General features: G+C 51.3%; 3 protein-coding genes and 1 pseudogene. All 4 read right to left on the bottom strand.

Annotated elements, in window-relative coordinates; genetic code table 11:
- The coding region (locus tag IMW75_RS26600; RefSeq protein WP_237142352.1) for a PAAR domain-containing protein at positions 1 to 405 on the bottom strand (405 nt) is incomplete at its 3' end.
- Positions 377 to 520, bottom strand: a pseudogene (locus IMW75_RS26595) (IS256 family transposase); the annotation flags it as partial. The gene IMW75_RS26600 and the pseudogene IMW75_RS26595, both read right to left, overlap by 29 nt.
- A 305-nt stretch (positions 521 to 825) precedes the next feature.
- Entirely contained in the window at positions 826 to 1,275 is a 450-nt protein-coding gene (locus IMW75_RS26590; protein WP_205894291.1) for a hypothetical protein, read from the bottom strand.
- On the bottom strand, positions 1,269 to 2,692 hold a 1,424-nt coding region (locus tag IMW75_RS26585), incomplete at its 5' end, for an RHS repeat domain-containing protein (protein WP_237142351.1). The genes IMW75_RS26585 and IMW75_RS26590, both read right to left, overlap by 7 nt.

Genomic DNA, 2,692 nt, shown 5'->3' with positions numbered 1-2,692 from the left:
ACCGCCCGCCGCACCAGCGACCGCCATCAGAATATCGACAGTAGTGCGCAGCCAGCCGGGAATCTCGTCATCTACCGGCAGGTAGCGGTGGGTGCCGCCGCCGATGAGCACGTTATCCGAACCGCTGAAGATCGTTGCGCCGCAGGTGATCTTGTCGCCCTTTCGGGCCGCTGCAGTGCCGTTGATGAAAACGTTGGTCGAACCCTCTGCGACCTGTACCGGACCTGGATGCTTGTCGCAGGCGCCAATGCTTTTTTCGACATGGGCAGCCTTGCGAATGTTAACAAATACGTTGTCCGACGCAATGACGATGGTGCCGGAGGGCGAGGAAAAACTACTGCCTATTTTCTCCCCCAAGGAAGTCAATAGGCTACCCAGGGCGCTCCGCGCCCTGAAGATAGTCAAGGTGGTGGCCGAGCTCGGCTCCCAAGGCTCGTTCAATCAGCGCCTTTTTGAACGCCATCGAAGCATCCTGAATAGCTTCGGCAACCATCGGTCCGCTGACGAACTGGTCGATCAGCTCTTAGGGAATGGATGGAAAGTCACTTGGGGCCTCACGGGCCAATTTCTTTTTGCTGGCATACATGCATCTCTTCAACATGTTATGCCCGAACACAATATTTATGACTGCCCCCATAAACCGTAAAATCAACTAACCAACACAAGCCAAGCTTTAACACGGCCAAACTTAAAACCTACTTACCTAACTCTTCAACAAAATTTTCAAGACTATGAAAAGCCAATCTTAATTTTTGCTCTTCCTGCAGCACCTCCCCGCACCAAAATAAGGATAACTCGCCAGAATTATTCTCAAGCAAGCTATTACTATATCGAAGAAAACGACTTTTTTAGCTGAGCCGCATATTTCTTACTGTTCGGAATGCGAATAGATTTCAGATAAACCTCCAAAAAATCCGGCTTCACATTCAAAATACAAAACTCAATCAGATGCAAATTTAAGAAATTTTTATAAAAAGGAAGCTCCTCCAAGACTTGATCATCTTCACCTCCACCCTCTTGCTCATTTTCAGAACCCTTTATAACTGAAAATTTAGCACTCAAGTATTTGCAAAACTCAACTTTGCGGTGAGCGCATTCGGACAAGTTCTGTATCGACAAACCGGCCGAATTCATTTTGTTCACATCGTGCTTCAATAGAATTTCAGCAACTTGATCATCTCCGACTTTAAAACCCAGCTCACCTTTCACAAGATCCATAAGTTGATTATATTGAGCGCTTTCAATCCACTGTTTAACTGCCGCTACATCTACCATATATCCATACCCTTAATAATTTTCGAAACGTCATAGCCGGTGTGTCGGAACGGGTCTACAGATTCATGCTCCCAAGGAGTGAGAGCGTCCAGATTGCTCGACTGATGTACATCCTTACCACCAACGCGTTGCGGAATGTCCCTATGATGCAGTTCCATAGAGACTTCTTTGACTTGCGGCATACCAGTTTTCCTGTTGATAACCTCAACAGTCATCTTGGGAGCTTTACCTTCAGTCATTCGTGCCAAGTTAGCGGGCGAATATACATGGTTTGGCGTCTTAGCTTCAGTCTTCCAGAATTTCTGGCGCGCCGAACTCCAGCATTCCCACCCCCATGGATCAACCCACCCGGTAGGACTAGGTACATAGCGATAGAGATTATCGCCCCCGTCCAACCCAATCGGATCCTGCGTAATAAACCGCCCCACCTCCGGATCGTAATACCGAAACGTATTGTAATGCAGCCCTGTCTCATCATCGAAATACTGCCCCTGAAACCGCAGATTCTGCTCGACTACATTGACGTCCAGACGCTCCACCGCCCCCCACGCCTTGTACGTCGCCTGCCAGACAATCTGCCCTTCCCGGTCAGTCATCTCCAGCGGCGTACCAATCTGGTCGGTATGGAAGTAATAAAGCGTCTGCTCCCCACCCTCTTCCTGGTCCACCCGAGCAAGTGGCGCATAACTCCCCGGCTCATACACATAAAGGCTGCTCTGCCCCGGCGTTTCCTCACGCAACAAGCGCAAGCCCTGCCACAGAAAATGCTTCTGTTCAGTGACCCCGTTGACCTCCGACACCTTGGCAACACGTCGTCCGAGGCTGTCATAACGATAAGCCCCAATACTTTCCAGCTTGCCGCCCACCAACGTCTCAGCTTTAACCAACCGATTCTCGCAGTCATAGCTGAACGTCTGCAGCCGGCTCATCCCGCTGCGCTTTTCAATCAGGTTGCCCCAGGCATCGTAGGTATATTCCTGATCCCGCCACTGCTTGATCCGGTTGTCCTTCACGTGATCAAACTGGCTGGTATTGAAGTTCAGCCGGTTCGCCGCCGCGTCGTATCGGAACTCCTCACTGTCCACCAACTTGCCCGTGTCACGGCTGTGCAACTGACCGTTGGCCTCATACTCGTACTTGATCTCGCCGCGCAGTTTGTCGAGGGTGCGAATGAGTTCGCCGGCTGGGTCGTATTGGTGACGGCGGTGAATCGGGTTGTAGGCGTGTTCTACCAACAGCTCAGGCTGAATGCCGGGATTGAGAATCTGTGAGAGTTTCTCTGCCGGCAACGTTGAGGCGAATTGCCAGGCTTTGCGGCCCATCGCGTCGTAGCCGAAACAACTGGTGAGTTTGCCCTGGGTGCGCAGCACCTCGCGGTGCAGGTCATCGCGTTCCATGTCGCTGATGAGCTGGCCGT

The sequence above is a fragment of the Pseudomonas gregormendelii genome (genome assembly GCF_017114825.1).
Classification (GTDB): domain Bacteria; phylum Pseudomonadota; class Gammaproteobacteria; order Pseudomonadales; family Pseudomonadaceae; genus Aquipseudomonas; species Aquipseudomonas gregormendelii.
This window is presented reverse-complemented; position numbering and strand designations above follow the sequence as displayed.